We start from the raw sequence: 5,995 nt of genomic DNA, 5'->3' as shown, positions 1-5,995 counted from the left end.
ACCGTCAGCACGTCTAACAACTCTTACCCGTTTAATCTGTTGCTCTGAATAATAAAATAAGGGTTTTTGATTACACCATAAATCAAATTCTCCTGCTTTAAAACCATCAGTGAACTTGATTTTACGTCGCTCATCAGATAGTTTGTAGCCTGTTAGTTTATACTCAACCGAACGACTATGCTTTTTAAACCGAGGAAAACCCTTTTTCCCTGGTATCTTAGCATGACAATTCTGGTAAAACCTATTAATTGATTGCCAGGCTCTATCAGCAGCCGATTGATGAGCTTGAGAGTTTAATTTATTAACCCATGGTGTCTCTTTATTGTCTGCTAGTACAGCACAAAGCTTTTGAAGATCATTGCGGGTTGTCCCTTGATTGTCTAGCCAATAACGAACACAAGAATTACGCACAAACTGAGAAGTTTTGATAGCTTCATCAAGCTGGTGATATTGCTCTGGGGTTCCGTTTTTTAGCTTCGCTTCTACGACTAGCATCTAACAATTCTCGACCATTGGCTAAGTTAAGTATAACACAGTTTACTCACAGATGGTAGAATTAAACCGATGCTCTGGGGTTGATATTCTGGTCGGATTTCATCCCCCGCAAAGGTTGATGTCTTGTCGAAAAATTTAGCGGGGGCATTCATCCGACATTTTAGGTAAAAAGGCCAAAGGCAAAAGAAAGCTGTCAGTATTCTCCGAGTCAGTATTCTCCGAGTCAGGACTCATCGTTCGCTCAATTTTTCGGGAGTGCAGGAGTAAAATCGGTTGAAAGACTTGCCCCATAAAGAGTAGAGCGAAACCAGCGACTTCACTAGACCTCTTGCATAATTTTTTTATTGTATAATCGAGGGTTTGGCTTTTTTCTCAATTTTTAGATGGAAGTGGAAAAAAGAATAAAATGTGATCTTAGGTCAGGAAATCATCCTAAATCCGTTGAGTATAGGCTACTTATGAGGATAGGCAAAAGGAGGAATAGATAATCAGTCTTTAATAACGGGATTTAGTATCATCTATACTTTTGCTATGTTTATTAGCAAAAATATGGATTATCAAAACTTATCAGATGAACAATTCAAACGCCGTTTCGGTGTGTATAAACAAACATACAGAAAGATGGTAGAATCAGTAAAAAGTGTTGAAGCCGACTCTAATTCAGCGTTCGGCTGATCTCACGCCGAAGCCATCTAAAAGGGGACCGAAACCTAAACTATCTATAGAAGAACAAGCAAGTTTTAGTAACGTTAGAATATTGGCGAGAATATAGAACATATTTTCACATTGGTACAAGCGGTCAACTATCAGAATCAACTATAGGTCGGATTGTAAATAAGACGGAAAAAATGCTTTGACAATCGGGAAACTTCCGTTTAAAAGGAAAAAAAGCTCTACTAAATCAAGCAGAGATACCGTCGTAACGGTAATGGATGTAACGGAAACTCCCAGGGAACGCCCCCAAAAGAAACAGAAAGATTTTTTTGGGGTAAAAGAGGTTATCATACTTGAAAATCCCAATTAGTAGCTGATAAAAATATCGGGAAAATTATCTGTGTCTTTTGTGGGAAAGGTAGAGGTCATGATTTTAGTTTATTTAAAAAAAGTCGAGTTCGTTTTCATGCTTTAACTACCAGCAAAGAAGACAGTGGTTATCAGGGAATAGCTGCATACCATAGTAATAGTTATACACCGAAAAAGAAACCGAAAAATAGAAAATTAACAGAGTTAGAGAAGGTTTATAACAAGGCTTTAGCCAAAGAAATGATTATCATTGAACCTATAAATAGGAAACTCAAAATCTTGAAAATCTTATCCTGTAAATATCGGAATCGTCGTCGAAGATATAGTTTAAGAATTAACCTGTTTGCGGCTGTTTATAACTATGAGTTAGGGATAGGTATAGCAACTTATTAAAAGTTGCCAAACATTAATCAAGTCAAGGAGAATTTATTCTCAATTATAAAAATTGAGATAGTTTGTGCCGCTTAAATAAAGAGGTTTTGATAACCAAATTAAAGCATATCTAAAGAGTTTTGAGTTAAAAGTTAAACTTCAAGTTTTCATTCAGAACAAATGCACTAATTAACTATGTTTTTTGGGAAAATTAGTTAACTCACCATTATAACATATAATTAATTTGCAAGAGTTCTAGTAATCAGTCATCAGTCATCAGTCGTTAGCGATCAGTCATCAGCGATCAGCATTCAGCTATCAAATTGTTATTTCTTGGGTTATGGCCATTGAAGCTAGAACAGCTTCAATGGTTAAGATTCTAGAAATCGTTTGTTCCCTAGCTAAAACTCGCATTAACCTGATAAGAGATCAAATCTCCCTCGACAAAGAAACTGAGGCCGTAGCGACCCGGTGTTAAATTCAAGGATAATCGAGCGCCGTATTCAACCGAACCGACGACGGTGGCGACACCCTTACTATCGAATCGGACCAACTCGGTGATCACCTTGGGGTCGGTGGCGAGTTCCAGACGAAGGTTACGCGAAGTCCTGAATCTGAGTCTGTCCACACTATCCCAAACGCCGAGGCAATTAGTTTCCCCTAAATGACCCTCAACGCCGAAACTTTTTCCCGTTCTCGCCGTTCCCAGATCGATCGCCCCGCCCCACTCCCGACTCAGATCGCGTCTGGCATAAATCTCGCCGTCTATTCCAGTAATGATGTCTCTGTTCATAATTTACCCTTGCAATTTCTCTATCTCTACAGATAAAAAACTACCGATTCCGTCGTCGCCATTCCCAGGGTGGCATCGGGTTTCCCCCGAAAATTCCCTTTCGTTTCGAGCGAGCCTCGGTAAAAGCTTTCTCGATTTCGTTCCATTGTGGACAGTCAGCCTTGAATCGATCGTAAGCCCAAACCATACCGTCCTTCACCTGCTGAAGTTGAATTAGCTGACCGTTGGTGTACACCTCGGCTACGGTGCGCCCGAAGCGATCTGGCTTCGCCAGCGCTCCGCTCCCGGTATCGATAGCATTGATAAGCTAAACGGCTTTTACTTCGGATCACCGATATAGACTCCAAAAGGGTTATAGCTATTGGATCATGCAGGTTAAGCGCCGTTTAGCTTAGTGACTTGGTTATTTGCCCGGTTGAGTAGCGATCGCAGTTATAAAAACCTCAAAAAGTGATCGCGGATCAGTTGAAGGTCAAAAAAAAGCGATCGCAGATTAAATTATTGGGGATAAAGCGCAACCGTAGGAAGCTGGCTATTTCTCATTGGTTGATTTTTGAGATGGGTCTTCAAATCCCCATTTTTTCCACTCCTCCCCAATTTGCTTGCCAATTTGCTTGCCAATTTCCTCCTTAATTCCGCACCATCCGTTTTTAATATTTTGTTTTTGCTTTTCCGTTAGTGTCCAAGACAGAGGTGGTTTATATTCACCATTTTTACCATTCTTTGGAAAAAAGATAGGACAATATGCGATCTTTACCTGATTTGCCCATCGTTTTTGGAGAAGTTCGACCTCAGTAGAAACTCGAGACAACTGGGTGGTAAGCTAAACGGCTTTTACTTCGGATCACCGATATAGACTCCAAAAGGGTTATAGCTATTGGATCATGCAGGTTAAGCGCCGTTTAGCTTATCACGGACGCTGAATAAGGTCAGTAAAGGACCTATTATCGCCTGAAACCAGCCTCCCTCAATCTTAGATTTCGAGGGAGTAGATTCAGGAAAAGCATTGATTTCTAACAAAAGAACTCGTTTAATGTTAAGTCCTTTCTGGGGGTCTAGCCATTCATTGAGCCATTCCACCATTGTTACCATACCAGAATTATCGAAATAGCCACCATCGGCAATATGATAATTCCCTTGTGGATTTTCACCAACATAGCGAGAAATAGGCGAGACATAAGAAAAAGTTGCTGAGAGCCTTGCGGCTGTGACAACATCAATGTCATATCCCGCATAAAGGGTATTAAAATCCACTGATTTGTTGATATGACCAAAAGTCATCGGTGAAATTAGAAATCGACGACCATCTTCAACCAGAGTCGCATTGAAAATAGGGATGGGAATTTTACCATTTAAAATTTGTTCGCCCCAAGTAGATAAAAATTGTTTGCTATTGGGATTTTTTAACTCTCCTTGCCAATCTGTCACCAGTGCTGCTCCGCGATCGCAGATTTTAGGAGCGAAAAAAGGAAGCCCAACAATGCGCCATAAATCAGGATAAGCTAATCCCCAACCTACCGCATCCAAACTATCTTCAGTAGCACTCTTAAAGATATTTTCAAACTCATTACGATCAGGATATGTTTTGTTGGGATCGAAGCGATCGAGATAATACATCGTTCCAACTGAACCACCTGAAACAGAGCTAATAAAACCAATTGACTTGGTAAACGAATTACCTAGCATATCTTGTAATCCCGTCAGAACTTGAACTGTCCAGCCGGCGGCTTGAATGCCGCCCCCACTCGCACAGACAACTACTAAAGTCTTTTCCTTTTCTTCTCCTTGATACTCGAGTCGTTTTTCTATTGCCTTTTTGAAATCCTTGGGATCGTATTTGTTTGCCTCATTTAAGTTTAATTCAAAAAAGTGATCCACCTTAAACAGCGCATACATCAAAGCAACAATAACCACAAAGAGCAGAAAGACAGGAACGCGATAGTAATCGAAATAGAAGGTTAGGCTTCCAGACAAGGGTGCTATCATCATGATGATTAGCATCACATACATTAGGGCAGCCGCTTCTTTTTTCTGATCGGATGGTTGAGATTGTGGCTGAAATTTCCAACCAATGATGCCATAGACGATGAAGGCAACTATAAAAAAAGCGATGTTACTCAGATGACCTTCAAGGAATTGCTGTGGTTTTGGCTGTGTTCCTATAATATAGCCTTCAGTTTTATGTCTGGTAATGAATTCAACGAAACTAATGAGTAACTTATTGTTAGCAAAGTTAGTAAATATCCAGGTTTTCGTCTGAATCACTGCAAACAACAGCACCAAACTCAATAACACGCTGAAAATCACTCCTTGGATGGGATTCTTTTCTTTAATTTCCTCTTTTGAAAGCTTATAAGAGGTGAAGCAGATCGGTAAACTCAAAGCGATCGCCAACCCATATTGCCAGATGTCAGAAATTTCGAGCCACGGTGATAGTCCAAAACGATCTGGCGCACCTTTGAGAAGCATATAGGCATTAATAATGACCCCTATTGCCGCCATGTTTGCACTGAGAATTACAGAGATAAGTTGCCACGGACCACGAAGAACAAATAAATTTCTCAGCATGGCTGGCAGCCATAAGGTAGCTATTAGAGGGAGTGTCACCAGCAGTAAACCCCAGAGAATAGGCGCACGCAAGCAGAAAAGATATTTCCAGAAAGAATCAGGAATGTGCCACCAAACCACTACAGCGATCGCAATTATGCCGATGCCGATGATGATCTGTGGAATGTAGTTTAGTTTCTGTTTTGAATTCGTAGTGTTCATGATTTTGTCCTATTTTCAAAGTGTTAAGTAGGTGGGTGGAATTAAATATAAGATGAACGTAGGTTGGGTTGAAGCATGAAACCCAACGCCCGTATAGTTTACGCTACCGCTAACCCATCCTACAAATAATTGTGCCTCCCTACTTAACCAGGCGATAGAGATGATTGACAGAGTGAAACTGCTGTTATGTAGTCTGCACCATTATTCCTGAAAATTCTCATTATCATTAACGATAAAAGTCTGGTGGTTGTGGTGGCTTTCCGCAGACATCTTTGATTTTTTTATTAACGTCTAATGATGAGAATGGGAGGAGTTGATTATAACCAGAATAATGTTAATAGGCATTATTAGGAGAAAGAGAATTATCAACTCTAACTTTATCACTCCCTTGGCAAAAGATTTTGGCTCTTCGGTTTGTGTTATGCAATGGACGGGGGTTATAAGGGATGAAACCCTTATAGAAACAGACATTACCGCAATTTTTGTCAATTGTTTGCGATCTGGAGCGAACTAATCAATTAAATCTCTTGCCAGATAAGGATT

At 40.2% G+C, this 5,995-nt stretch carries 5 protein-coding genes and 1 pseudogene; 1 reads left to right on the top strand and 5 read right to left on the bottom strand.

Annotated features, from left to right (window positions below; genetic code table 11):
• Nucleotides 1–495: nuclease/transposase family protein (locus tag IM456_RS05810; RefSeq protein ID WP_502866991.1), on the bottom strand; the 495-nt coding region annotated here is incomplete at its 3' end.
• Between the two features lie 531 nt (nt 496–1,026).
• On the opposite strand from IM456_RS05810, the pseudogene IM456_RS05805 reads away from it, so the two are divergent.
• Nucleotides 1,027–1,911 (top strand): annotated as a pseudogene (locus tag IM456_RS05805) (IS5 family transposase).
• A 376-nt stretch (nt 1,912–2,287) separates the two neighbouring features.
• Here IM456_RS05805 and IM456_RS05800 read toward each other — a convergent pair.
• The 4 genes from IM456_RS05800 to IM456_RS05785 form a co-directional block, all read right to left on the bottom strand.
• On the bottom strand, nt 2,288–2,683 hold the full coding sequence (locus tag IM456_RS05800; RefSeq protein ID WP_287694050.1) for a hypothetical protein: 396 nt from the start codon (nt 2,681–2,683) through the stop codon (nt 2,288–2,290).
• A gap of 40 nt (nt 2,684–2,723) precedes the next feature.
• Entirely contained in the window at nt 2,724–2,957 is a 234-nt protein-coding gene (locus IM456_RS05795; protein ID WP_253881458.1) for a thermonuclease family protein, read from the bottom strand.
• A gap of 258 nt (nt 2,958–3,215) precedes the next feature.
• Nucleotides 3,216–3,494, bottom strand: a complete 279-nt coding sequence (locus IM456_RS05790; RefSeq protein WP_287694048.1) for a hypothetical protein — start codon at nt 3,492–3,494, stop codon at nt 3,216–3,218.
• Between the two features lie 80 nt (nt 3,495–3,574).
• On the bottom strand, nt 3,575–5,452 hold the full coding sequence (locus IM456_RS05785; protein ID WP_287694046.1) for a patatin-like phospholipase family protein: 1,878 nt from the start codon (nt 5,450–5,452) through the stop codon (nt 3,575–3,577).
• Nucleotides 5,453–5,995 lie beyond the last annotated feature (543 nt).

The sequence above is a fragment of the Microcystis sp. M079S1 genome (genome assembly GCF_020246425.1).
Classification (GTDB): Bacteria; Cyanobacteriota; Cyanobacteriia; order Cyanobacteriales; family Microcystaceae; genus Microcystis; species Microcystis aeruginosa.
Note: the sequence above shows the minus strand (reverse complement) of the source record. Positions and strands in the feature narration are given on the sequence as shown.

Excerpts from the sequence above, each read along its gene's own strand:
- IM456_RS05800 (WP_287694050.1), bottom strand. The coding sequence starts at position 2,683 with ATGAACAGAGACATCATTACTGGAATAGACGGCGAGATTTATGCCAGA.
- IM456_RS05785 (WP_287694046.1), bottom strand. The coding sequence starts at position 5,452 with ATGAACACTACGAATTCAAAACAGAAACTAAACTACATTCCACAGATC.